Origin of the sequence: Photorhabdus tasmaniensis, assembly GCF_011189505.1 — a bacterium.
GTDB classification, from domain to species: domain Bacteria; phylum Pseudomonadota; class Gammaproteobacteria; order Enterobacterales; family Enterobacteriaceae; genus Photorhabdus; species Photorhabdus tasmaniensis.
In genome coordinates, this window is the sequence record NZ_PUJU01000219.1 from 1 (window position 1) to 468 (window position 468).

The following is a 468-nucleotide window of genomic DNA, read 5'->3' on the forward strand; positions in this document are numbered from 1 at the left end:
AGGCGTTGGGCGGCCTGTACCGGCTCAACGGGGACGCCAGCGGTTGGGCCGCCTGACGACTATTTACCCCCGCGTGCGCCGATGCCGACGGGCAGTCCGGCCACGGTCTGCCCCCACACCGAACCCGCCCAGCTTAACGAGGGCGGGCGGACAGTCAGCGGATATCGGGGTTTCAGGTCGGCGTCGGGCTGTCCGGCGGTGTGTCAGCGTCGGCGTTGTCTTCGGCGTACAGGTCGGCCAGTAAACCCACCTCATCGGCGTCGCTGACTTTTTCGTCGGCCATGTGTTCCGCCGGATGCGTACTGGCATGAACCGCCTGTAAGGCCCGGATAGAGACCTGCGTATACACCTGGGTGGATTCCACGCTCGCATGGCCTAACATCGCCTGTATCCAGCGCAGGTCCGCCCCGTTCTCCAGCATCTGCGTTGCCATCGCGTGCCGGAACAGGTGGCAGGCACCTTTTTTCT

Annotated in this window: 1 protein-coding gene; it reads right to left on the minus strand. The window is 65.0% G+C overall.

Features of this window, described 5'->3' with window-relative positions; all coding sequences use genetic code 11:
- Positions 1-172: 172 nt before the first annotated feature.
- Positions 173-468: tyrosine-type recombinase/integrase (locus C5471_RS23635; RefSeq protein WP_166296693.1), on the minus strand; the 296-nt coding region annotated here is incomplete at its 5' end.